Source organism: Candidatus Nitrosopumilus sp., assembly GCF_965263415.1.
Lineage (GTDB): Archaea > Thermoproteota > Nitrososphaeria > Nitrososphaerales > Nitrosopumilaceae > Nitrosopumilus.
The window spans coordinates 630,691-654,225 of sequence record NZ_OZ253671.1; the positions used below are offsets into that span (position 1 = coordinate 630,691).

26 protein-coding genes and 1 tRNA gene are annotated in these 23,535 nt (G+C 33.2%); 16 read left to right on the forward strand and 11 right to left on the reverse strand.

Features of this window, described 5'->3' with window-relative positions:
• Nucleotides 1-67: 67 nt before the first annotated feature.
• From cobD to ACQY22_RS04360, 5 genes are read left to right on the forward strand one after another with little or no spacing between them, the layout of a single operon-like run.
• A complete protein-coding gene (gene cobD, locus ACQY22_RS04340) occupies nucleotides 68-1,147 on the forward strand; it encodes a threonine-phosphate decarboxylase CobD (RefSeq protein ID WP_428325305.1) in 1,080 nt (359 codons plus the stop codon).
• Nucleotides 1,144-1,983, forward strand: a complete 840-nt coding sequence (locus ACQY22_RS04345; RefSeq protein ID WP_428325306.1) for a cobyric acid synthase — start codon at nucleotides 1,144-1,146, stop codon at nucleotides 1,981-1,983. Before cobD ends, ACQY22_RS04345 begins: the two co-directional genes overlap by 4 nt.
• The gene (locus ACQY22_RS04350) at nucleotides 1,980-2,951 is read left to right on the forward strand and encodes a cobalamin biosynthesis protein (RefSeq protein ID WP_428325307.1); all 972 of its coding nucleotides are present in this window, start codon (nucleotides 1,980-1,982) and stop codon (nucleotides 2,949-2,951) included. Before ACQY22_RS04345 ends, ACQY22_RS04350 begins: the two co-directional genes overlap by 4 nt.
• Nucleotides 2,944-3,669, forward strand: coding sequence for an adenosylcobinamide-GDP ribazoletransferase (gene cobS, locus ACQY22_RS04355; RefSeq protein WP_428325308.1), 726 nt, complete (start codon nucleotides 2,944-2,946; stop codon nucleotides 3,667-3,669). Before ACQY22_RS04350 ends, cobS begins: the two co-directional genes overlap by 8 nt.
• Nucleotides 3,666-4,250 (forward strand): NTP transferase domain-containing protein, encoded by a 585-nt coding sequence (locus ACQY22_RS04360; RefSeq protein WP_428325309.1) that lies wholly within the window; start codon nucleotides 3,666-3,668, stop codon nucleotides 4,248-4,250. The genes cobS and ACQY22_RS04360 overlap by 4 nt, the downstream gene beginning before the upstream one ends.
• On the opposite strand, the gene ACQY22_RS04365 is transcribed toward ACQY22_RS04360, so the two are convergent.
• Nucleotides 4,233-4,430 carry a 30S ribosomal protein S27e gene (locus tag ACQY22_RS04365; RefSeq protein ID WP_012215963.1) on the reverse strand — a complete coding sequence of 66 codons (198 nt, stop codon included), beginning with the start codon at nucleotides 4,428-4,430 and terminating at the stop codon, nucleotides 4,233-4,235. The two genes, ACQY22_RS04360 and ACQY22_RS04365, sit on opposite strands and share 18 nt — an antisense overlap.
• Nucleotides 4,427-4,708 carry a 50S ribosomal protein L44e gene (locus ACQY22_RS04370; protein WP_012215962.1) on the reverse strand — a complete coding sequence of 94 codons (282 nt, stop codon included), beginning with the start codon at nucleotides 4,706-4,708 and terminating at the stop codon, nucleotides 4,427-4,429. Before ACQY22_RS04370 ends, ACQY22_RS04365 begins: the two co-directional genes overlap by 4 nt.
• Before the next feature lie 118 nt (nucleotides 4,709-4,826).
• On the opposite strand from ACQY22_RS04370, the gene ACQY22_RS04375 reads away from it, so the two are divergent.
• Genes ACQY22_RS04375 through ACQY22_RS04385 form a run of 3 tightly spaced genes read left to right on the forward strand, consistent with a single transcriptional unit; the run spans nucleotide 4,827 to nucleotide 9,116 of the window.
• Entirely contained in the window at nucleotides 4,827-6,542 is a 1,716-nt protein-coding gene (locus ACQY22_RS04375) for an adenine deaminase (RefSeq protein ID WP_428325521.1), read from the forward strand.
• 44 nt (nucleotides 6,543-6,586) lie between these two features.
• Nucleotides 6,587-8,209, forward strand: a complete 1,623-nt coding sequence (gene thsB, locus ACQY22_RS04380) for a thermosome subunit beta (RefSeq protein WP_428325310.1) — start codon at nucleotides 6,587-6,589, stop codon at nucleotides 8,207-8,209.
• Nucleotides 8,210-8,246: 37 nt separating this feature from the next.
• Nucleotides 8,247-9,116, forward strand: coding sequence for an ROK family protein (locus tag ACQY22_RS04385; RefSeq protein WP_428325311.1), 870 nt, complete (start codon nucleotides 8,247-8,249; stop codon nucleotides 9,114-9,116).
• On the opposite strand, the gene ACQY22_RS04390 is transcribed toward ACQY22_RS04385, so the two are convergent.
• From ACQY22_RS04390 to ACQY22_RS04410, 5 genes are read right to left on the reverse strand one after another with little or no spacing between them, the layout of a single operon-like run.
• A complete protein-coding gene (locus tag ACQY22_RS04390; RefSeq protein WP_428325312.1) occupies nucleotides 9,117-9,377 on the reverse strand; it encodes a DUF2024 family protein in 261 nt (86 codons plus the stop codon).
• Between the two features lie 12 nt (nucleotides 9,378-9,389).
• Nucleotides 9,390-9,746 carry a hypothetical protein gene (locus ACQY22_RS04395; RefSeq protein WP_428325313.1) on the reverse strand — a complete coding sequence of 119 codons (357 nt, stop codon included), beginning with the start codon at nucleotides 9,744-9,746 and terminating at the stop codon, nucleotides 9,390-9,392.
• A 9-nt stretch (nucleotides 9,747-9,755) separates the two neighbouring features.
• On the reverse strand, nucleotides 9,756-11,279 hold the full coding sequence (guaA, locus tag ACQY22_RS04400) for a glutamine-hydrolyzing GMP synthase (RefSeq protein ID WP_428325314.1): 1,524 nt from the start codon (nucleotides 11,277-11,279) through the stop codon (nucleotides 9,756-9,758).
• Between the two features lie 4 nt (nucleotides 11,280-11,283).
• Nucleotides 11,284-11,856 carry a hypothetical protein gene (locus tag ACQY22_RS04405; protein ID WP_428325315.1) on the reverse strand — a complete coding sequence of 191 codons (573 nt, stop codon included), beginning with the start codon at nucleotides 11,854-11,856 and terminating at the stop codon, nucleotides 11,284-11,286.
• Nucleotides 11,857-11,891: 35 nt separating this feature from the next.
• Nucleotides 11,892-12,626 carry a 6-hydroxymethylpterin diphosphokinase MptE-like protein gene (locus ACQY22_RS04410; protein ID WP_428325316.1) on the reverse strand — a complete coding sequence of 245 codons (735 nt, stop codon included), beginning with the start codon at nucleotides 12,624-12,626 and terminating at the stop codon, nucleotides 11,892-11,894.
• Nucleotides 12,627-12,711: 85 nt separating this feature from the next.
• Between ACQY22_RS04410 and folP the strand changes: the two genes are divergently transcribed.
• Genes folP through ACQY22_RS04425 form a run of 3 tightly spaced genes read left to right on the forward strand, consistent with a single transcriptional unit; the run spans nucleotide 12,712 to nucleotide 15,488 of the window.
• Nucleotides 12,712-13,509 (forward strand): dihydropteroate synthase, encoded by a 798-nt coding sequence (gene folP / locus ACQY22_RS04415; RefSeq protein WP_428325522.1) that lies wholly within the window; start codon nucleotides 12,712-12,714, stop codon nucleotides 13,507-13,509.
• 45 nt (nucleotides 13,510-13,554) lie between these two features.
• Nucleotides 13,555-14,985 carry an IMP dehydrogenase gene (gene guaB / locus ACQY22_RS04420; protein ID WP_428325317.1) on the forward strand — a complete coding sequence of 477 codons (1,431 nt, stop codon included), beginning with the start codon at nucleotides 13,555-13,557 and terminating at the stop codon, nucleotides 14,983-14,985.
• A gap of 35 nt (nucleotides 14,986-15,020) precedes the next feature.
• Nucleotides 15,021-15,488 (forward strand): hypothetical protein, encoded by a 468-nt coding sequence (locus ACQY22_RS04425; protein ID WP_428325318.1) that lies wholly within the window; start codon nucleotides 15,021-15,023, stop codon nucleotides 15,486-15,488.
• Here ACQY22_RS04425 and pheA read toward each other — a convergent pair.
• Together pheA and ACQY22_RS04435 are read right to left on the reverse strand one after the other, a co-directional pair.
• Nucleotides 15,485-16,300 carry a prephenate dehydratase gene (pheA, locus tag ACQY22_RS04430; protein ID WP_428325319.1) on the reverse strand — a complete coding sequence of 272 codons (816 nt, stop codon included), beginning with the start codon at nucleotides 16,298-16,300 and terminating at the stop codon, nucleotides 15,485-15,487. The genes ACQY22_RS04425 and pheA overlap by 4 nt on opposite strands.
• Before the next feature lie 2 nt (nucleotides 16,301-16,302).
• Complete coding sequence (locus tag ACQY22_RS04435; RefSeq protein ID WP_428325320.1) at nucleotides 16,303-16,854, reverse strand: exosome complex RNA-binding protein Csl4; 552 nt, start codon at nucleotides 16,852-16,854, stop codon at nucleotides 16,303-16,305.
• An 87-nt stretch (nucleotides 16,855-16,941) separates the two neighbouring features.
• On the opposite strand from ACQY22_RS04435, the gene ACQY22_RS04440 reads away from it, so the two are divergent.
• Together ACQY22_RS04440 and ACQY22_RS04445 are read left to right on the forward strand one after the other, a co-directional pair.
• Entirely contained in the window at nucleotides 16,942-18,015 is a 1,074-nt protein-coding gene (locus tag ACQY22_RS04440) for a zinc-binding dehydrogenase (RefSeq protein ID WP_428325321.1), read from the forward strand.
• A gap of 6 nt (nucleotides 18,016-18,021) precedes the next feature.
• On the forward strand, nucleotides 18,022-18,621 hold the full coding sequence (locus ACQY22_RS04445) for a tetratricopeptide repeat protein (RefSeq protein WP_428325322.1): 600 nt from the start codon (nucleotides 18,022-18,024) through the stop codon (nucleotides 18,619-18,621).
• Here ACQY22_RS04445 and dph2 read toward each other — a convergent pair.
• Nucleotides 18,616-19,611 carry a diphthamide biosynthesis enzyme Dph2 gene (gene dph2 / locus ACQY22_RS04450; protein ID WP_428325323.1) on the reverse strand — a complete coding sequence of 332 codons (996 nt, stop codon included), beginning with the start codon at nucleotides 19,609-19,611 and terminating at the stop codon, nucleotides 18,616-18,618. The genes ACQY22_RS04445 and dph2 overlap by 6 nt on opposite strands.
• A 58-nt stretch (nucleotides 19,612-19,669) precedes the next feature.
• On the opposite strand from dph2, the gene ACQY22_RS04455 reads away from it, so the two are divergent.
• On the forward strand, nucleotides 19,670-21,022 hold the full coding sequence (locus tag ACQY22_RS04455) for a TiaS agmantine-binding domain-containing protein (protein ID WP_428325523.1): 1,353 nt from the start codon (nucleotides 19,670-19,672) through the stop codon (nucleotides 21,020-21,022).
• A 1-nt stretch (nucleotide 21,023) separates the two neighbouring features.
• On the opposite strand, the gene ACQY22_RS04460 is transcribed toward ACQY22_RS04455, so the two are convergent.
• Nucleotides 21,024-21,098 (reverse strand) — tRNA-Met (locus ACQY22_RS04460).
• A gap of 83 nt (nucleotides 21,099-21,181) precedes the next feature.
• Here ACQY22_RS04460 and ACQY22_RS04465 point away from each other — a divergent pair.
• Nucleotides 21,182-22,273 carry a PQQ-dependent sugar dehydrogenase gene (locus ACQY22_RS04465; protein ID WP_428325324.1) on the forward strand — a complete coding sequence of 364 codons (1,092 nt, stop codon included), beginning with the start codon at nucleotides 21,182-21,184 and terminating at the stop codon, nucleotides 22,271-22,273.
• A 1-nt stretch (nucleotide 22,274) separates the two neighbouring features.
• The gene (locus ACQY22_RS04470; protein WP_428325325.1) at nucleotides 22,275-23,531 is read left to right on the forward strand and encodes a hydroxymethylglutaryl-CoA reductase, degradative; all 1,257 of its coding nucleotides are present in this window, start codon (nucleotides 22,275-22,277) and stop codon (nucleotides 23,529-23,531) included.
• Nucleotides 23,532-23,535: the final 4 nt, after the last annotated feature.

Genomic DNA, 23,535 nt, shown 5'->3' on the forward strand with positions numbered 1-23,535 from the left:
GGTTTCAATTAATAATCGTTATTCAAATTACCAAAAGATACTATATCGCCTATTCCTATTTTGTTATGTGAAAATAAGGACCAAAACAAGCATCACTAAACACTATCCTGTCTCTCATGGAGGCAGATTTTCTGGAGGAAATCATCAACTTGATGTCTTAGATTTTAGCTCAAACACTAGTCCCGCGGGAATGCCACCTTCTGTAAAATCCACTATGAAACAAAGACTAGATGGAATGGAACACTATCCTGACACTGATTCACTCAGTTTACTCTCTAGCCTCAAAAAATACACTGGATTATCTGATTCTCACATAGTTGTTGGCAATGGCGCAATTGAAATTCTCTATAATTTCTGTACAGCATTTTTGTCTAAAAAACGCGTTTTAATTCCAACTCCAACTTTTAGTGAATACGAATCTGCATCAAGACTCGCTGATTGTAAATTCACTTTTTTTAAAACAATGAATCTTTCTAAAAATATAGACTCTTTTATTTCAGAGATTCCCAAAAATGGATGTGTTTTTGTATGCAATCCAAACAATCCCACTGGAACTATTATCTCAAAAAAACAATTGACAAAAATAATATCTGCCGCAAAAAATAAATCTAGTTTTGTATTTGTTGATGAATGTTTTATTGAATTAGTTCCCGAATCAAATCAATCTGTAATAAATTTAGTAAAAAAATATGATAACCTTTTTGTTTTGAGATCATTAACAAAATCATTTGGATTAGCAGGAATCAGAATTGGATATGGTATAGGTTCAAAAACAACTATTGATATTTTGAAAAAAATAAAAATTCCTTGGAGTGTTAATGCATTGGCACAAGAAGCAGGAATAATGGCCATTAAAAACAAATCTCATCTTACAAAATCAAAATCAATTATTAAAAAGGAATCAAATTTTCTAAAAAAGAAAATTGCTAACATCCCTGGTTTTGAATGTCATGATTCTTCAACAAATTTTATTTTAATAAAAACAAAAGATGATTCAACAAAACTCCAAAAAAAATTATTAAAACACAAAATATTGATTCGTGATTGCAAAAATTTTCGTGGATTAGATAATCACTATATTCGAATTGCTATAAAATCCCATAAAGATAATCTAAAACTCGTAACTGCAATGGAGGCTATTACATGAAACCTTTGATGATACAGGGTACTTCTTCTGGTGCTGGAAAATCAACATTGGTTGCAGCATTGTGCAGAATCTTTGAACAAAAGGGATACCTTGTTGCTCCATTCAAATCTCAAAACATGTCTAATTTTGGCTATGCCACGCCTGATTTTGAGATTTCTCGTGCCCAGGCAATTCAAGCAATTGCTGCAAAATGCCCAATTGAATCTGATTTGAATCCAATTATGCTCAAGCCTTTGGGAAATTACTATAGTGCAGTTTACCTCAATGGGAAATATTACAAGAAAATGCATGCAAAAGATTACTATACAAAATTTGTAAAATCTAAAGGATTCAAAGCAGCTACTACTTCATTATCAAAACTCCAAAAAAATTATGATCTAGTTATTTTAGAAGGTGCAGGATCTCCAGCTGAAATTAATTTGCAAAAATATGATATCGCAAATATGCAAATTGCTCAAAAAGCTAATGCGTCTGTACTTTTGATTTCAGATATTGACAAAGGTGGTTCATTTGCAAGTTTAGTTGGAACTATGGATTTGATTGAAAATAAATATAAAAAATTAGTAAAAGGATTTGTATTAAATAAATTCAGAGGTGACATTGATGTGCTAAAACCAGGGTTTAGAAAGATAAAACACCTTACTAAAATTCCTGTTATAGGAACTATTCCTATGATAAAAGTTAACTTACCAGAGGAAGACTCGTTAAATGTCAAAGCAAAACAAATTGCTTGGACAAAAAATAATGTATCAAAAATTGATAAAGACTTAGATAAACTAGCAAAAATTGTAAAAAATAGTTTAGATATCAAAACTATTGAAAGGATGATAAAATGATTTTAGAATCTTTGATAATTGTGGGATTTGCATTGGTTCTTGATTTAATATTTGGGGATCCTAAGAATAGATATCATCCAACTGCTTGGATTGGTAGATTAATTGCAAAACTAACTCCACTTGGACAAAACCAAAATCAAAAATTAGAAAGACTTGGTGGAATATTTGTAGTTATAATTCCTATTGGAATAGTTGTTACATTGCTCTTAACTTTGGATTTTGGAATTTCATTACTTTCAACTGATTGGATAACTTTGGTAGTTTCAGTTGTGATAGGTGCTTTGTTACTAAAGACCACTATTGCAATCAAGGGATTGGAACGCTATGCAATGATAGTTGTAGAATCACTTGAATTGAATAATTTGGATTCTGCCAGAGAAAATTTATCCATGATTGTTAAGCGAAATACTTCCAATTTAGATAAAAATCACGTGATTTCAGGCGTGCTTGAAAGTATAAGTGAAAACACTGTAGATGGAATAACTGGACCTCTCTTTTACTATGCTATTTTTGGATTACCTGGAGCATTTGTGTATAGGATAATTAATACTGCTGACTCTATGATAGGATACAAAACTAATATTTTCAAAAATTTGGGATGGTTTGCAGCTACATGTGATACTCTGTTGAATTACATTCCATCTAGACTTACTGGACTTGTAATGATCATCTCATCTGCTATTTTACAAAACAACTGGAAAGAGTCTTACAAGATTATGATTCGTGATGGCAAAAAAACTGAGAGTCCAAATGCAGGATATCCTATGGCTGCATTAGCAGGGGCACTTGGCACAAAATTTGAAAAAGTAAATCATTACGAATTGGGTAATGGTGATCTGACTCTTACAAAAGAACATGTACATTCTGCAATATCTATTATGAAATTGACTTCAGTTCTATTCTTTGGAATTGTAATTGTTCCAATTGTTACCGTTTTAACATTAATTGGATGGTGGATTCATGCTTAAGGAAATAGGTTCTGTCTTTTCTTTCTTGACAATATTTCCATCATCAAATGCAACTTTGGAAAATATTGCAAAATACATGTATGTTTTCCCTATTGTTGGAATTGCAATTGGACTTTTAGTTGGTTCATTTGGATTTGGTTTATCTTTCTTTTTAGATCCACTACTTGTTAGTTTGTTAGTTGTTGCATCTATTGCAATTGTTACCGGCATTCATCATGCTGATGGTTTAGCTGATTTTGCAGATGGACTTATGGTGAAAGGAACAAAAGAAAAGAAAATCCAAGCAATGAAAGATCTTTCTACTGGTTCAGCTGGAATTGTTGGACTTGTTTTGTATTTGGTTGGTCTGATTATCACAATATCTCTTACTACTGGATTTGATTTGTTTAAAGCAATTCTGATTAGCGAAATTTTAGCTAAATTCTCAATGGTGCTTTTGGCTAGTTTAGGAAATTCAGCTGCATCTGGCTCAAACTCTCCTTTCGTACATCTGATGAAAGACAAGAGAAAACTGGCAGCCGCGTTTATCATCATGCTTATTCCTGTAGCCTTGATTGGTGAGACTACTGGATTGATAATGCTTGGAGTTACTGTTGCATTGACATTATTCTTACTTGGCATATCTACTCGTAGTTTTGGTGGAATTACTGGAGATGTAATTGGTGCTACAAATGAACTCACTCGTCTAGCTTCATTGATGGTGTTTGTATCAATATGATTGGCATTGTTATGGCCGGTGGTAAAGGAACTCGCATGAATTTAGATGATGAGAAACTACTCTTACAATACAAAAAACCAATTATCTTACATGTAGTTGATTCATTAAAAAACTCCCACTGTTTTTCTAAAATTATTGCAGTAACTAGTCCTAATTCCCCTAAAACAAAAAAACTACTAGAAGAAAATAATATTGAAACTTTTGATACTTCTGGAATAGGTTATGTTGAGGATCTAAACTCGGTCCTGCAAAAATTCAATGATTTAGTTTTAGTCACCTCTGGTGATCTCCCATTACTAGATGAAGAAATCATTCAAACAATTGTAAAACAAAATAATTCTCAAAAAATTTGGACAAGTATTCTTGTTACTAACAAATTACTATCTTCTATTGGAACGAAATCTGAATATTCTATAATTCATGATAATCAAAAATGTCATTTCACAGGAATTTCATTAATTGACTCTCAAAAAATTGATTCACTTGAGAATTTAGAAGAAAATTATATCATACTTGATGACAAAAGAATTGCACTTAATCTAAATACTAAACAGGATTATGATTTACTCAGCGCTGCCTGAGACTTTACCATTAATTTTTGCTTTAGAACCTGTTGCTTCTGCAATTGCATTTCCGCATGAATTACAAGCAACTTGTGTTGATGCATGTGAATAAACAATTTGTAATTCTCCACATTCATTACAGTTAACTTTTTGAAATTTACTTGATGGTTTTGGAATTTCGACGTGATCCTTCTTCATGCTGCCACCAACTCAAATTTCTTAATTCTAACACCTAGTTTATTGTACTTCTTTTTACATACAGTACATGTCATAATTGGAGTAACTTTCTTTGTAACTTTGGCTGGTTTTGCTAATTTAGGGAACTTTTGTCCACCATACCCATGTTTACGTTCAGCATGTCTACGTTCACCTCTTGCAGAACCACGTCTCTTTCCAGCCTTGTAAATGGAGACCTTTTGTTCAGTATGTGTCTTACATTTTGCACAATACTTTCGGATCACCTTTGGTATGTTCATATGAACAAAACCTTCTCAACCGTAATTTAAGCATTGAATCTATAATAGGCGCAAAATCTAATCAAAAATCGTGACTTCGAGCCTAGCAAATTCGATCTCTGCACTAAATTCTGTGGCTATGGGTGACAATAAAGCAGATCTGATTTTAAAAAATTGTAATTTACTGTCTGTCTATACTAGAGAAATCATTCCAAAAACTCAGATTGCAATAGTTGGTGAGAGAATTGCATATGTTGGTCCAGATGCAACACATGCACAAGGCTCCAAAACAAAAATCATTGATGTAAAAAACAAGTATGTAGGTCCTGGTTTTGCAGATCCACATCTGCATATTGATCAATTTGTACTTCCATCTGAATTTGCAAAACAAGCACTTCTTTGTGGTGTAACTTCTCTTTTCTCTGATCCTATTGATGTTGTTAGTGTAGGAGGATACAAAGGCTTTCAAGAATTTTTAAAATTGGGCGAAGACCTCCCTGTAAGAATTTTTCAAGTTGTACCTGGGGGATTGCCTGTTGATGCAAAGTTTAGTAATAGTAACACTCTCACTTTATCACAAGAAAAATCTGCAATAAAACATCCTCATGTACTTGGTTTAGGTGAGGTTTTTTCATGGACAAAAGTTACTCTCCGTGAACCAAAAACAATGAAATCTCTTTCAGCAATGTTGGAATGTGATTGTATTATCAATGGACATACTGCTGGTGCAAGTGACAAAAAACTTAATGCCTATGTTTCTTCAGGAGTCCTTTCTTGTCATGAACCAATCAACTTTGATCAAGTCTTAGAGAGATTACGTCTAGGAATGTGGATAATGATTAGAGAAGGTTCTATTAGACGTGATTTGAAAGAAATTATTCCAAGAGTCTTGTCTCATGGAACATATCTAAATCGATTAATGTTTTGTTCAGATGGTCTTGATCCAAAAGATATTGCAAAATTTGGTCATATTGATCATTGTATACGTGAATCTGTCAAACTTGGCTTAGAACCAATTGATGCAGTATCTATGGCATCTAAAAACAATTTTGATTATTATAACATGGGAAAAGATCTTGGTGGAATTGCACCTGGTAAACTAGCTGACATTCTAATTTTCAATGATTTGAAATCCTTTAGACCTAAAACCGTGTTTGTAGGAGGAAAACTTGCTGTCTCTGATGGAAAAATTGTTTTTCCAATAAAGAAAAAAGCAATATCTCCTTGGATCAAAAATACTGTAAAACTAAAAAAATTCTCAAAAAATGATTTTCAAATAAAATCTAAAAAGAAAGATGTTGTTGCAAATACAATTTTCATGCAGACTGAAATTATTACAAAAATAGGATCTGCTCAACTCGAATCAAAAAACAATCTAGTTTCTGCATCTTTAGATTCTGACATATGGAAAGTTGCAGCATTTGATAGAACTCATGGTACAAGCAAACATTCTATCGGATTTCTTGAAAATTTTGGTGCTGATATTGGGGCATTTGCATCTACTTGGAGTTTTCATGAAAATGATCTAATCGTTATTGGTTCAAATGATTCTGATATGGCAGTTGCCTCAAATCATTTAATAAAAAACCAAGGCGGACTAGCTGTAGTAAAATCCGGAAAAATTCTTGCTTCACTACCATTACAATTTGCAGGTATTGTTTCAACAGATTCCTTTGAAAAAGTTTCATCTAACTTTGAAAAAATCAACAACTCTATTGTTGATTCTGGATGCAAGTTTTCTAGACCTCACCTAATTCCTTTGTTCTTGCCATTTTTGGCCTTACCATCTGTTCGAATTCTTTCAGGTGGTATAGTTGATGTGAAAAAACGAAGTCACATCCCACCGATCAACTAAGTAATGTTAAAAAGGGGGATTCAGGGGATTGAAGCTGAATCTAAATGGCATCAATTCAACAAGGACCAAATGGACCTGTTTTAGTACTCAAAGAGAGTGCATTACAACAAAAGGGTAAGGACGCTCAACAAAACAATATTGCTGCAGCAAAATTAGTTACAGAACTAGTCAAAAGCAGCCTTGGACCACGTGGTCTAGACAAAATGTTAGTTGATTCTTTAGGTGATGTTACTATTACAAATGATGGTGCAACAATTCTTAAAGAAATTGATGTTCAGCACCCTGCAGCCAAAATGATGGTTGAAATTTCAAAAACTGTTGATAATGAAGTTGGAGACGGTACAACTTCTTCTGTAGTTTTTGGAGGAACACTTTTAGCTAAAGCAGAAGAACTTCTCAAAAAAGATGTTCATTCTTCAACAATTATTGATGGTTATCAAGCTGCTGCCGAAAAAACTCTTGAAATTTACTCTGAATTATCAAAGAAAATCAAACCTGATGATAAAGAATCACTCATTAAAATTGCCACAACAAGCATGCAATCTAAATTAATTTCAGAAGACAGTGACACATTATCAAAAATTGTTGTTGATGCTATTCTTAGTATAGTTACAAAGAAAGGTGAAGATTACTTTGTTGACCTTGAAAACATTAAGGTTGAAAAGAAATCAGGCGGTTCTATTCAAGATACTCAAATTGTTAAAGGAATTGTTTTAGATAAAGAAATTGTTCATAGTGGGATGCCTACAAAAATTGACAAAGCAAACATTGCTTTACTAAATTCCGCACTTGAAATTGAAAAAACTGAGATGAGTTCTGAAATTAGAATTTCTGATCCTACTCAAATGCAGATGTTCTTAGAAGAAGAAAATAGAATGCTCAAAACAATGGTTGACAAATTACATGATATTGGAGTTAATGTCCTAATTTGTCAAAAAGGAATTGATGATATTGCACAACATTATCTTGCAAAAAATGGAATTCTTGCAGTACGTCGTGTAAAAGAAAGTGATATGATTAAACTAGGAAAAGCAACTGGTGGTCGTGTAATTAGTAATATTGATGATCTATCTGAAAAAGATCTAGGTTCTGCTAATTTAGTTCATCAAAAGAAAGTTGAATCTGACAAATGGGTATTCATTGAAGGATGTAAACACCCACAATCAGTTACAATGTTAATTCGTGGTGGTTCTCAAAGAGTAATTGATGAGGTTGACCGCTCTATTCATGATTCACTTATGGTTGTAAAAGATGTGATTGAAAAGCCTGAAATTGTTGCAGGTGGCGGTGCCCCTGAATCATTTGCAGCATCTCAACTCAAAGATTGGGCTGACAATTTTGATGGACGAGAACAACTTGCAATTAAAAAATATGCTGAAGCATTAGAGGTAATTCCATTAACCATTGCTGAAAATGCAGGAATGGATCCAATTGATACCATGGCAAACTTGAGAGCAAAACAAAACCAAGGTCGTAAATGGACCGGTATTGATGCCAAAAACACAAAGATTGCAGATATGCTTTCTATTGATGTTGTTGAACCAATTGCTGTCAAAGAACAGATTATCAAATCTGCAACAGAAGCTGCATGTATGATTCTTAGAATCGATGATGTTATTGCAGTATCTGGTGGTCCAGGTGGCGGTGGCATGCCTCCAATGGGATAATTGATTAAAACTTAAGCCTTCTACCTTTGAATAGTTATTGTTGAACAAACTAGGTGTTGATTTAGGTGGAACAAAAATTGAAGCAATTCTGTTAGATGATTCTCTAAATGTTTTAGAACGAAAAAGAGTTTCCACACCCAAGGACAATTATTCTGAAATAGTTAACACTATCTCAAATTTAGTTTTAGAAATATCTAGTAATATTTCAGATTTTTCTTTAGGAATATGTACTCCAGGTGCAATTTCAAAAAAAACTGGATTGATAAAAAATAGTAACACTCAGTGTTTGATTGGAAAACCACTAAAAGAAGATCTTGAAAAAAAATTACAAAGAAATATTGCAATGGAAAATGATGCAAATTGTTTTGTTATGGCAGAATCAAAGATGGGTGCTGCACAAAATTTTGATCTTGTTTTTGGTGTAATAATGGGAACTGGTGTTGGTGGAGGAATTATTGTTAATGGAAAACTGCATTCAGGAAGAACCAACATTGCTGGTGAATGGGGGCATCACACGTTACATCGTAATGGACATTCATGTTATTGTGGAAAAACTGGATGTGTAGAGACCTATATCAGTGGTCCTGCATTAGAGCAAAAATGGGAATTACTTTCAGGAGAATCAAAATCTGTGCCTGAAATTCTTTCAAATATTGATAGTGGTATCGGAAAAACATGGAAAAGTAAATTTTTAGAAAATTTTGGTTTTGGTCTTGCCAATGTGATAGACATCTTGGATCCTGATGCAATTGTTCTTGGAGGTGGTTTATCAAATATTGATTTCTTGTATACTGAAGGAAAAAAATCAGTTTATGAAAAAGTATTTTCAGATTTAGTTGATACACCTATTTTGAAAAATGAATTAGGCGATTCAGCAGGTGTCTATGGTGCTGCTTTACTAAATTAGTTATTCGGGACAGCCTTCCATCTTTGAAATGAAATAACCATTAGTCATTATTTCAATTTCAATATCTTCTGGAACAGATTGTGTGTGACAAAACTTACATTCTTCAGTTGTAACTTTGGAATCTTCTTCTCCAATTGTATTGAGCCATTCTTTTGCATAAGAAATTGCCTTTTCAACATTATTGTTATCTGTAACCACATCAAAATGCATTGTTTGCCCATCTTTTGCCTTTACATATGTATCAAAAACATGAAAATCCATATTCATCACAAATTATTCCGAGTATTTATTTTTGATTTCGATCACTTTGTCGATTACTTCATTTACATTGGCATCTAATTCTGTACTAAACAAAATCAACCCTGCACCTCCAACTGGAACTGTCACTCTGTAGATTTTCTCATATTTTGCTAGTGCAAATTCTGGCTTTCCAATTTTATCTGATGTTTTTTTACGTGTTGACCAACGATAAACTGCTTGAGATAATGACAATTCTGTTTCTTCTCTTGATAGAAAACTTTCTACTCCTGGACGCATTTTGTCGTGTAACTCTCCATAATCATATACCCCAACATATCTAATTTTTTTATCACATTCTAAAACTTCATCACAAATTTTCTCATATTCCATTTTCTTCACCTATTGAGGCTCAATTGTGGCAGGAGGCTTGCTTGAAATCGTATATGTCACCCAAGTTACATCTTCAATCTCATTTGTTATTCTGTTACTCATCTTTTCTAACAACCCGTGTGGTAATCTTGTCCAATCTGCAGTCATTGCATCAATTGAATCAACAACTCTGATCATTACAATGTTTCCGTATTTTCTCTCATCTCCAACTACACCTACTGCTCTATCGTCTCCTACTGCTGCATAAGCTTGCCAGACTTTTCCATACAGACCAGCTTCGACTAGTTCGTCTTCTACAATTTTACTTGCAACTTTTGAAATTTCAAGCTTTGTTGGTGTAACTTCTCCGATGATTCTTACAGCCAATCCCGGTCCCGGGAAAGGATGTCTCATGAAAAGTTTTTCTGGAACTTCAAGAATTTTTGCAATCATTCTAACTTCATCTTTGTATAGTTCTCTTAGTGGTTCTAAAATCTCTAAATTGAGCCAATCAGGTAGTCCTCCTACATTGTGATGTGATTTTATTACATCAGCTGGTCCTTTTGAAACTCCACTTTCAATTACGTCTGGATAGAGAGTTCCTTGAGCTAACCACTTGAATGGACCATTTTTTTCAGCAAATTCTGTAAATACATTAACAAATTCTTCACCAACAATCATTCTTTTTCTCTCAGGATCTTCAACTCCTTTGAGCTTATCAAGGAAATTATCTACTGCATTAATTGATGTGAAATTTACATTGAAATTATCTTTGAACATCGTTTCAATCTCAGTCTCTTCGTTTAATCTTAACAATCCGTTATTGACAAAAACACACTTGAGTCTATCTCCTATAGCTTTGTGAATTAACAATGCAGCCACAGTGGAATCTATGCCTCCACTAACTCCACAGAGTACATTTCCTTCAATTTTTGAGATTTTTTCTACTGCTGAATCAATAAAACCCTCCATGGTCCAGTCTTGTTTTGCTCCACAAACTTTCAACACAAAATTTTTGAGAATTCCTGTTCCTTGTTCTGTGTGGACAACTTCTGGGTGAAATTGAATTCCGTAAACTGATTTTTCATCTGATGCTATTGCAGCTGCTTTTGCACTTTCTGTGTGTCCTATAACTTGGAATCCAGGAGGAATTTCTTCTGCTTCATCTCCATGACTCATCCATGCTCTTACTGATTCACCAACACCATTTAGCAAATCTTTGTCATTGTCAATTGTTAGTAACGAAGAACCATATTCTTTGTTTGCCCTTTTTACTTTACCTCCGTATTTATTTACAATTAATTGATGACCGTAACAAATTCCAAGTAATGGTAAATTCATATCAAAAATTTTACTTTCTGGAACTGGTGCATCAGAACTATAAACACTAGATGGACCACCAGAAAAAATTATTCCTTTTGGATTATATTTTTGTAACTCTTCATAACTAATATCAAAAGGAACTAATTCTGCATATACTGAAAATTCTCTTATTCTTCTACAAATTAAATGACTATACTGTGACCCAAAATCTAAGACTACAATCTTGTCCATGTAATCACTTGTTAATATTCTCCAGCATTCTTGATAATGACCATCCTGCTGTATTGATCAATTCATTTACTCTTTCTTTTTGTCTGTAATTTTTGATAATGATTTCTCTAATGTCTGAACCATTTTTGTTAATGATGTAATCAATTATTGATTCTCTTTGAATCTTTCCATTTTCCGCATCAGTTGAATCCTTCTTTTTCATTTCTCCGATGATTCTATCTAGGAAAAATGATTTGAAAGGAGGAGTGTCTGCACTAATCTCTACATTATCATCTAACACAATTGATACTTGTTCAGGCGTAACAAATGCATTGGCAATAACTTTTCCATCTTTTCCTTGCGTAATTGGGATTGAATTTTGTACTTCTTTGACTGATTCTTTGATTTTTTGTGGCTCAATTTTTTCTGTGGGTGGTAACTGTGATGCTTTGGTAAAACTAGATTCTTTTAGGAACATATCTAAAATTGTAATATTTTTTTCTAAAGTCTCTATTGCTTCTTGATGTTTGTCAACTTGCTCGATCAAACTTTCCTTCAAAGTAACAATTCCCTTCATTTGTTCCTCTGAAAATTTCATAATTTGATAAATGGGGAATGGGTATTAAATGCATTCTAGGTAATTATAATATCCAGGCTTTTGTATGGTATTTTTTCAAATCCTTTGATCCTAGTTGAAGTAGTAAATAATTCTGATTTTGTCTTTGTAGATAACCACTCTAAGAGTGATTTTCCTTTTTTTAATTTTATTAATTTTATTTTTCTTTCAGATTTTTTTGTATCTGAAAATTTTCCTATCCTATTACCAAAATCCATCCCAAACAGAATAATTTTTTTTGCCTCAAAATAACTTGCTAGAAAAACTCCTCTATCTCCATCTGTAAATCCGCCAAAATTTTGTATTTTGTTAAATGGTTTTGTTTGTGTAGTGCCAATACAATTTTTGAATTTTTTTGCTAATTCTAATTTTGAAATATTGTCTCCATGTGCATGTACTACAAAGATTGAACTTTTTGCAATTTTTTTAAATGACTTTTCATCTCCATCTAAATCTGTTACAACAATATCTGGAACAATTCCATTTTCTAATAGTGGTTTTAATGAACTGTCTGCTGCAATTTTGACCACTTTTTTTAATTTTTTTAATTTTGGAATTGCATATGATAATGATGGCCCAGAACCTATAACTAACACAGTATTTCCTTGAACTAGATCCTGAATTCTTTTGTTGGTTTTTGATTTTTTGAGAAATGAGTCTAATAATGTGGCTGATTCCTTGTCTTTTTTCTCATCATATTTGAACTCCTTTAGAATATCTGCATACTTTGCTTTCCAACCTGAAATCATCATATGACTCAAATTGTATTAGTTTTTGATAAATCATGTGACTAGACTTGCAAAAGTGGATGTTGGAGGTAAAAATCCTGTTCGTATCATGGGTATTTTGAATACTAGTCCTGAATCTTTTTACAAAAAATCTATTCACACTACAAAAACTCAGATAAAGAATTCTATTAAAGAGATGGAAAATGATGGTGCTGATTTTATTGATGTAGGTGGAATGTCTACTGCACCCTATCTTTCTACTATGGTTTCAGAAAAAATTGAATCAAAGAGAATACTTGATGCAGTAAAAATTATTCAAGATGTATCTAATATTCCAATTTCTATTGATACTTGTAGAGCAAAACCTGCTAAAGATGCATTAGAGCATGGCGTAGAAATTATCAATGATATTTCTGGTTTAAAGTATGATGAAAAAATGAAAGATGTCATTTCAGATTTTTCTCCATCATTAATCTTGTGTGCTTTTAGTTCAAAAACTGTAATGGGCAATTCAGTGTCTGTTACAAAAAAACTACTTCAAGAAAGTTTGAAAATTGCAAAAAAATCTAATATATCTTCTGAAAAAATTGCATTAGACCCCTCAATTGGATTTTTTAGAAAAGAAGGAAATGGACCATTTTTCACTAAAATTAAATCTGATTGGGTTAAAAGAGATCTAACTGTAATTCAAAATTTGAATTCAATCAAGGGAAACTATCCTATTTTGATCTCAGTTTCAAACAAATCTTTTCTTGGAGAAATTTTACAAAACGATCCATCTGATCGCTTGTTTGGTTCTATTGCTGCCGAAGCAATATCTGTGAATAATGGTGCAGACATTATACGTACTCATAACGTGAATGCTACAAAAGATGCAGTAACTATTGCATCCAATCTGAAAAAATAACACAAAGGCTTATAATCAATATTCAACTTTCTTAACAAGGTTTCATTGGAATTCAAAGAAGGATTAACTTTTGATGACGTTCTTCTTGTACCCAAATATTCAGATATTACAAGTAGAAGTCAGACCGATCTGACCACAAAATTATCTCGAAATATCACAATTAACATTCCATTTGTGAGTGCAAACATGGATACTGTTACAGAGTCATCTATGGCTGTAGCCATGGCTCGTGCTGGAGGAATTGGAATTGTTCATAGATTTTTGACTATTCAGGAACAGGCAAATGAAGTGCTAAAGGTAAAGCGTTCAGGTAGCGTTATGATCGAGAATCCATATTCTATTTCCTCAGACAAATCCATCCAAGATGCATTAGATTATGCAGAAGACAAAGAAATTTCTGGCTTGTTAATTGTTGATTCAAACTCCAAATTAGTAGGAATTGTCACTGAAAGAGATTTACTTTTTGCTGGTTCAAATGGAACAATCGCTGATGTAATGACAAAAGATGTTGTTACTGCAAAACCAGGTGTGTCATTGGATGAAGCAAAAGATATTTTACATAAACACCGAATTGAAAAACTCCCAATCGTTGATGACTCTGGTGTTATACAAGGATTGATTACTAGTAAGGATATTACAAATAATACTGATTATCCAAATGCCTCTAAAGATAAGAAAGGCAGACCCTTAGTTGGAGCTGCAGTTGGTGTCAAAGGTGACTTTTTGGAAAGAAGTGAATCTTTGTTAGATGCAGGTGCTGATGTTCTTGTTGTTGATATTGCACATGGTCATAGTGAGAATGCAATTAGTACAGTTCGTAACATCAAGAAAGCATTTCCTAACTGTGAATTAATTGCTGGAAATATTGCAACTGCTCAAGGAGCTGAAGATTTGATAAAAGCAGGTGTTGATGCAGTAAAAGTTGGTGTAGGTTCTGGTTCAATTTGTATTACTAGAGTAATTACTGGTTCAGGTGTTCCACAATTAACTGCTGTAATGGATTGTGCAAAAATTGGTAATGATCATGGAATTCCAATTATCTCTGATGGTGGTACTAGAACATCTGGTGATGCAACAAAAGCTCTAGCTGCCGGTGCATCTTCTGTAATGGTTGGAAGTATGCTTGGTGGAACTGATGAATCCCCTGGTACAGTTTTGACTAAAAATGGTAAACGTTTCAAAGTATATCGTGGAATGGCTTCTCTTGCAGCCTCAATTGGTAGAAAATCAAAAGAAACAGGCTCGATTTCACTTGAAGATGACCTAAATGACTATGTTGCAGAAGGAGTTGAGGCAATGGTACCTTACAAAGGAACAGTTACTGATATTCTAAAACAACTTGCAGGCGGTGTTCGTTCTGGCTTGAGTTATTGTGGTGCTCACACAATTCCCCAAATGCAACAAAATGCAGAATTTATCAAAATGTCAAGAGCTGGCTTTGCAGAAAGTCAGCCTCATGATGTTTCATTAATGTAGATAATTTTTTAAACAGTATTGGGATTGATTGAATCATGTTATCAAAACGAACTATAATTGGATTAGTAGTTGGTAGCATAATTATTGGAATAGGTATCTATTCGCTTATTTCAGATATTGGTTTACAAACAGTTGAAGTTGATGAAACATTTGCACTTGGTGAATCTACTTCTTATCAAATTCGAGCTAATAGTGGTGGACATCAACTCATGACTATTACTGGTGATAAATTTGATCTTAAATTATCTAGTCCTGGTGATGGATTGCAAATTCCTATGAAATCCTATTCTGAAGAAGTTACTCTGGAATGGACTCATCTTGAAGATGGTATTACAATGATAAACATACAAAATACTGGTTCAACTGATTTGCATATTGTAGCTACACTCAACATTACTGTTGATCCAATTCTATTTACGTATCACTTAGTGGTGATTACTGCTGGAATGGTGATTATTGGATTTAGTATGGGTTTTACACTAAGAAAACCAAAAGGCTTTTAGCTAAGTTTTGCTGAAGGGTAAGAACCCAAAACTTTCAAAAATAACGTATCTTGTTTGATCTTTTCTAACATTTCAGAAATCTTGGACTCTTTTTGATGTCCCTCAAAATCTACATAGAAGTTGTATTCCCATGTATTGGCTCTTGTTGGTCTTGATTCTATCTTTGTTAGATTTACATTATTCTTATGAAAATTCTCAATTATTCTATATAGCGAACCGGGTTCGTGTTTTATTGAGAAAATTATCGATGTCTTGTCATTTCCTGTAATGTCTGATTCTTTTTTTGATAATACCAAAAATCGTGTGTAATTGTTCAAGTTATTTGCAATATTTTCTGCAATAACAGGAACATCATAAATCAATGATGCTGTTTTGCTTGCAATACAGGCACAATTTTTCTTGTTTAGTTCTTTGATTATTTTTACACTACCTGCAGTATCGTATGCTGGAATCGTTTTCATTTTGTGTTCTTCAATGAACTTTCTACATTGACCAAGAGCTTGTGGATGTGAATACACGGTGTCAACTTCATTTATTTCTCCAATTCCAATTAAACAATGTTCAATTCTGTGATAAATTTCTCCTGTTGCATTTAGTGATGTAGAATACAACAAATCGTAACTTTCTCCAACACTACCTTCTAATGAATTCTCTACAGGTAAAACTGAATATTCTGTTTTTTCTTTGGATGTGTTTTCCAAAACTTCGGCAAACGTTGCAAATGGAACTGTTTCAACATCCTCATCAAATAATGCTCTTGCTGCAGCTTCACTATATGCCCCTCGTTCACCTTGGAACGATACATTAATCATTTTTATTCTCTCAGTTTTACGAAATCGCTTTTACCAAAGTCTGCAGATAGTTTTCTTTCATCAATCCATGAACATTCTGTACATTTTATGGCATCACGCATAGGTACTACTTTTCCTCCACATTTGCGACATTTTGTAAAGAGTATCCCTAAATTCGATTCATCAACTGTAGCATGAATCGTACCATTAAGATGATTTAAAATTTTTAATTTTGCTATATCGTTTACTAGTGCAACATTTCTTTTTCTGATATTTCTTGTTGAACAAACACATTCTACTTTAGATGTAGTTGGATTTCCATTAATGTAATCAATTGAAACTGCAATCATGGATGACATTACTGCTGCTACTGTTCCAATTACGACATCTCCTACTTTTGGTATGGATAGATTCTTTGGATGTGTAATATTTGCAGTTCTAGTGGTTTTGTCGATGTCTTTTTGTCCAATAGTTGCTGCTCTTACCATATCTCCATCATCAAAAGCATTGTATCCAGCCTCATATTCTTCAATAGATGCTATTTTTTCACCTGGAAATGTTGCATTTTCCGACATGCTCAAATTCTTGTTTTTGTGATTATAATTGTTTATGGCCTAATTGATATCGATAAATCATATATTTACACACATATGAAAAAAATCATGAAGGCTCTGGTTTATGATGAATATACTACTGATGATGATTTTTCTAAAATTTTAAAAATTAAAGATCTACCGATTCCTGAACCTAAATCAAACGAGGTAGTTTTCAAAGTAAAGGCGGCCGCTTTAAATTATGATGATATTTGGGGAATGAGAGGCAAACCTCTGGCAATCCCTTTACCACATATTTCTGGAACTGATGCAGCAGGTGAAGTAACTGCAGTAGGTGAAGATGTAAAAAATTTCAAAGTAGGTGACAGAGTTGTTTCACACGGAAATATGTCTTGCAGAGTATGTAAGAGATGTACATCTGGACGAGAATATGATTGCAAAAAACGAACCATTTGGGGATTTGAAACAGGCCCTCTTTGGGGTGGATACTGTGAATATACACATCTTCCAGAAGTTAACGTTGTAAAAATTCCTGAAGGAGTATCGTATGAAGAAGCAGCAGCCGCATCTATGACAATGTTAACTTCTTGGCATATGTTAGTTGGTAGAGCAAAAATTCAACCAGGACAATTAGTTTTGATTATGGGTGGTGGTTCTGGTGTTGGAAATTATGGAATTCAAATTGCAAAACTTTTTGGTTGCACTGTAATTGCAACTGCTAGTCCCGACAAATTAGATCAACTACTTGAACTTGGAGCAGATTATGCAATTGATCATAGAAAAGATGATTGGCATAAAGAAGTAAGAGCAATTGCAAAAAAACTTCCAAAGCCATATGGCGATGTTCCTGGCGTAGATGTAATTTTTGAACATATTGGAGGTTCTCATTGGAACAAGGAACTCACTCTTCTAAATTATGGAGGGACTGTAATTACTACTGGAGCTACCACTGGATATATGGCAAAAACTGACCTTAGACATATTTTCTTTAAAGGATTAAACATTTTAGGCTCAACTCAAGGAACAAGAGCTGAACTTGAACAGGGATTTTATTGGATGTCTAAAGGAAAAATAAAATCTATAATTGATTCTGAATATACACTTGAACAAGCTGTTGAAGCTCACACAAAGATGCTAAAAGGTAAAGGACTTTTTGGAAAAATCATAATGAAGCCAAGCTGATTATTCATGGATGATCCCAAAACAAATTCCATTTTAGATGAAGGAAATAGATTATTTTTAAAGGGAAAGTACCATGAAGCAATTTCTTATTATAATAAAATTCTAGATGAAAACCCAAAACACCTTAGCTCCCTTAACAACAAAGGATATGCACTAAGTAAACTAAAAGATTATGAAAGTGCTATGAGTTACTATGATTTAGCACTTGAAAACTATCCTGATGACCTTTCTGTGTTGGTAAACAAAATTTCTTCTTTTAGAAAACAAGGAAATCTTTCTGAAGGGCTGTCTATATGTGATAAAATTTTAAAGTCTAACCCAAAATACAATATTGCATTATACCACAAGGAAAGAATTCTATTTTCTATGAATAGATACAATGATTCCATTTCTTGTTGTGATATAATTTTGAATGATTATCCTGAAAATGGCGATGTTTTATTTGATAAATCTTGTAGTTTAGCAATGCTTTCAAAAACAGACGATTCATTGTTGCTACTTGAAAAATCAATTTCTCAAGGAACCCAATACAAAATCAAAGCAAAAAAATCAAAATCTTTTAAAAAATTATCTGATAATCCTAAATTTCAAAAACTAGTATCATAACCAATGTGGGATTTCTAAATATCCTTCAATACTTTCATTTCTAAGAATTTTTAGTAATGCATTAGCTTGTGGTGATGATAATACAGGCTTGTCAAACTGATTATCTGTAGAAATTCTAGGACATGCAACTTGAATAAAAGCATCAATTCCTTTTAGATTTCTTAGTCTGTCATTTGTAATGTCTGTTAATGCAAATAACTGAACCTCTTTTCCTTCAGCCTCTAACTCTTCTTTGATTTTTAATGCAAAAACCTTTGATAACTGACCTTCCTTCAATCCAACAATCACTCCAAAAGTTTTTGCTTCAGCTGCTTTGTATATGGCAAGAGTTGCTTTCCTTTTTAATTTCTGTGCAAAGTCTGTAACTTCTCTTACTTCGTTAAAGTAAGGATCTAAAACATATGTTGGCAAATTTGTGGATAATGCAATTCCAGATGCGTGAAAATTACTTTGTCCCAAGAAAACATATGCATCAACTTCTTTTTTTAGATCTGTTGCAGGATAAAATTCACAGCCAAACACCTGTCCATCGTTTAATTGCCCTTTACCTTTTCCAATCTTTACCGTGATTCTATTTTCTGTTAGAATTTTTTCAACTTTGTCTACTTGATGCAAATGTTGACTATCTGTTACTAGAGAAATTATTTTTCCTTTCAGTATTTCTGCACATTTTTTTGCCACACTGTCAAACTCTACATCGTCATAGGCATCAATTAGGATCAAATTTTTCTCATATGTCTCAGTGTTTATTGTATGGCCTATGTTGAATTGGATTTCTGCGCCAAGAACTTTGGATCCATTTGAGTTCAAATCACATGTTCCCCAAGTTGTATCAGCTAGAACATATGCTGGAATGCCAAATTTTTTTGTAATATTTTTTGCAGTATCTTGTACTTGTGGCAAAATTCCATCTGGCCCATTTAATGAAACTGATGCAGGATTTTTTTCTTCTATTTCTTGAAAAATCCGCTTTTCATCTATAACAATCAATTTAGCTTGAAATGTTATTTTATTAATTTAAATCAACTGTATCTTGCAACAACTAAAAATGTCTGAATTAGTTACCAAAAACGTGGTAAAAAAAACTGTTCTAAATATTGGTTTTGATGATACTGATTCTCCAAAAGGAATGTGTACTACTTTTTTGGCTTACAAAGTGGTAGATTTACTCAAAAAACAAAAAACTGAATTTCTTGATTTTCCAAGATTAATTAGATTTAATCCTAATATTCCCTGGAAAACACGAGGAAATGGAGCAGTTTCTATCAAAATTAAAACTAATAATACATCAAAAATAAAAAATCAAATCAAAAATCTTGTTTCAAAATATTCTGATACAAAAAATGGAGCTAATCCTGGTTTAGTTTTTTTTGAAAGTGATTCAATTCCTAATGAATTTACAAAATTTAGTGATTTAGCTTTATGGCAATTAATCAATAGAAACAATGCAAAAAAATTTGCTAAAAAACACAATCTAGAGTATTTTTACAAAGGAAATGGACAAGGTCTTGTTGGTGCAATTGGTGCAATAGGATATCACTTTCATGATCATACATTAGAGCTATTGAGCTATCGTAAAAAACAAAAATTTGGAAAAGAAAGGAAACTTTTAACAAAAAGTGTAAAGGAAATGCAAGAAAAAACGTATCCTGACACTTTCAATAGTTTTGATACAAAAAAAGGACGGGTTTTAATTACTCCTCATGGTCCAGATCCTGTATTTTTTGGTGTTCGTGGTGAAAATGTAGATGCATTAGTTTCCGCATCAAAGATTCTAAAAAGTGAGGAAAAACTGGATGGTTATATGATCTTCAAATCTAATCAAGGAACTGGTGACCACTTGAAAAATGAACTTACCTTTGAAACAATGAAACCATATGCTTCTGGAAAATTAACTGGAGTTGTTTCAAATTCTCCCAAAGTTGCAAAAGGCGGACATGTATTTTTCAAAATTCTCTCAAATGATAATGAGTTTTGGTGTGCAGTTTACAAACCAACTGGCATGTCTGTTGTTGCCTCAAACTTGATCAAAGGGGATAAAATATCTGTGGGCGGTGGAGTTAGAAAGGCTTCAAAAAACTTTCCCCGCATAATTAATCTTGAATTTATTCAAATCATTTCTCTTGAAAAACAAATCATGCCATCAAACCCAATTTGTAAAAATTGTAATAAAAAAATGAAATCTAAAGGTAAGGGACAAGGATTTGAATGCATTCGTTGTGGAAAAAAATCTTCAAGAAAAACAAATGAAATAATTCCTAGAAAACTAAACAAACAATTGTATTTACCAAAAGTTTCTGCTCATAGACATCTTACACGTCCTCAACAAAGACAGGGTATTCAAAACAAATCCACCAATTTCAAAAATTCTCTATCTTGGTTTTGTGTTTATCAAAATTAAGTAGCGGGGAGTAGATTTGAACTACTGAACTGCGGGTTATGAGCCCGCCGGGATGACCTGGCTTCCCCACCCCGCTGATTCAGAAATTAACACGAGCCGTATATACGCTTTATTGAATTCTTGAAAGTAATTAATATGAATTGGATAACTTGATTTTTTATGGATAAAAAAATCTCAATTGCAGTTGTTGTTATTGCAGTTGCTTTTTCTGTATACACTTTAACACTTCCATCGGATCCTATTCCATTACCAGAACCTAACTTTAATTCTAAAAACGACTCAGTAGATATTTTGGCAGTAAATCTAGACAAACCACGTTCAATTGCAGTATCTGATAATCGAATTTTTGTAACAGAAAAAGACGGTTCTATTATAGTTGTAGAAAATGATATTCAATTAGATTCCCCACTTGCTACTTTTCGCTCTGCTGATGTTTTTGATGGTGGATTGTTAGGAATTGCTTTACATCCAGATTTTGCAGAGAATCATTACATCTACGTATTTTTGACCTATGAAGAAAATGAAGTGTTGTGGAATAAAATAATGCGAATTACTGAATCTGAAAACAAATTACAGGATGCAGAAACTATCTTTGATAAAATTCCTGGTTCTTCTTTTACAAATGGTGGTTTTATCAAATTTGGACCTGACAAAAAATTGTATGTCGGTACTGGTGCTACATCTGATTCATCTCATTTACCACAAGATCTTGAATCATTATCAGGTAAAATTTTAAGAATAAATGATGATGGTTCAATCCCTGAAGATAATCCTTTTTCAGATTCTCCTGTATACACTTTAGGACATAGAAATCCTCAAGGAATGACCTGGGATAATAATAGTAACTTGTATGTAGCAGAATTTGGACCTGAAAAAAATGATGAAATCAATATAATTTTGGCAGGTAAAAATTATGGTTGGCCAGAACAAGAATGCTCTGGCAATGAAAGTTTTGAAAATGCTGTTTTCTGTTATGATCCAAGTATAGAGCCTGGAGGAATTTTATTTTATACTGGTGACAAATTTGATTTTGAATTTCCTTTCATAATGGCTTCAATGAGGGCATCAAATGTATATCAGGTTGATTTTGATGAGGGGTTGAGTTCTCAAAAATCTATTCTTAGTGGAATTGGACGTGTTCGTGATGTGGTTCAGGGATCTGATGGTTATCTGTATGTGATTACTTCTAACACTGATGGAAAAGGTTTTCCGGCTGCTAATGATGATAAACTATTGAGGATATTGAAATAAAATGCCTGACTCATCAATTTCAAAATTTTTTGAAAAAACAAGAACAGAAAGATTAGATGTTATCAAAAACTTTGCAACTCTTTCTGAAGACGATATAACATCATTAGAATTACCAGATGGTGGAATCACATTTGAAAAAGCAGACAAAATGGTGGAAAATGCATTTGGAACATTTTCACTTCCATTAGGAGTTGCAACCAACTTCAAAATCAACAATAAAGATTATCTTGTTCCTATGGTGATTGAAGAACCTTCTGTAATTGCGGCAGCATCAAAAGCAGCCAAACTTGCAAGACCTAAAGGTGGATTTACAGTAATAGCTGATGAATCCTATAGTATTGGACAAATTCAAGTTTTAGGCACAGATATTGATGATGCAATTTCTAAAATTAAAGAAAACAGTGAAGAAATTCTTAAACTTGCAAATTCAAAAAGTAATACTCTTTCTAAGATGGGAAAAGGTGCAAAAGAAATTACTTGCAAAAAACTTGATACTGATTTTGAACCGATGTTGATAGTTGAATTATTAATTGATGTTGGGGATGCAATGGGCGCAAATGTTACAAATACAATGTGTGAAGGTGTAGCACCATTGATTGAAAAATTAACTGGTGGAAAAACACTTCTTCGAATTTTATCAAATTATTCCACAAGACGAATGGTAAAAGCAACTGCTGTATTTGATAAAGAATCAGTTGGAGGTAATGAAGTTGTAGATAACATGATTCATGCATATCAATTTGCAAAACATGATGTGTATCGAGCAGTGACTCACAACAAAGGAATTATGAATGGAATTATTGCAGTAGCTAATGCTACAGGACAAGACAGTCGTGCAATTGAAGCTGCAGCAAATGCCTATGCTTCACATTCTGGACAATACCGATCATTATCTGAATGGACCAAAGATTCTGATGGAAATCTTGTTGGAACTCTGGAGATTCCACTATCTGTTGGTATTGTAGGTGGAATAATCAATGTTCATCCAGTTGCAAAAATTTGTACAAAAATTTTAGGTGCAGAATCTGCAAAAGAGATGGCATGTATAATCACTGCAACAGGATTGGCTCAGAACTTTAGCGCAATGAGAGCACTTGCAACTGATGGAATTCAGAAAGGACACATGAGGCTACATGCAAGAAATCTAGCATCTGCAGCAGGTGCCTCTACTGAACAAATTGATAAGATAGTTTCTCAGATGGTTGAAGAAAACAACATTTCAGTAAATAGAGCAAAAGAATTGCTTGAACAAAATTAATGAC